The sequence below is a fragment of the Gilliamella sp. Choc5-1 genome (assembly GCF_001690595.1).
In the GTDB taxonomy this organism is placed as follows: domain Bacteria; phylum Pseudomonadota; class Gammaproteobacteria; order Enterobacterales; family Orbaceae; genus Gilliamella; species Gilliamella apicola_M.
The window spans coordinates 1-457 of sequence record NZ_LZHH01000044.1 but is presented as its reverse complement, the minus strand read 5'-3'; the positions used below and the strand labels follow the sequence as shown (position 1 = coordinate 457).

General features: G+C 36.1%; 1 protein-coding gene. It reads left to right on the top strand.

Annotated elements, in window-relative coordinates; genetic code table 11:
- The coding region (locus tag A9G35_RS03680; protein WP_141673762.1) for an integrase core domain-containing protein at positions 1-457 on the top strand (457 nt) is incomplete at both ends.

Below are 457 nucleotides of genomic sequence, written 5' to 3'. Positions count from 1 at the left end.
TGATGTAGGTGATAAAAAACAAATTGTTGTTGCGGATTTAACCTATATTCAAGTTAAGCAACGTTGGAACTATTTATGTGTTTTAGTGAACTTATCCGATAGGCAGATTGTCGGTTACCATGTTGGTCAACATAAAACAGCAGAGCTTGTTATGTCGGCATTAAGCCAAATTAAACTGCCATTATCGAAATTAGATTTATTTCATTCAGACCGAGGTAAAGAGTTTGATAATCGGTTATTAGAGGCGTGTTTTAAGACATTTAATATCACGCATTCATTAAGCAAGAAAGGATGTCCTTATGACAATGCGGTAGCGGAAGCGACATTTAAAACAATTAAAACGGAATTTGTAAAAGGCCAACGTTTCAACTCAACGGCTGAGTTACAACGCGCTTTTTCGGCTTATGCTTATTGGTATAATCATAAACGATTACATTCTTCGTTAGGCTACTTGCCT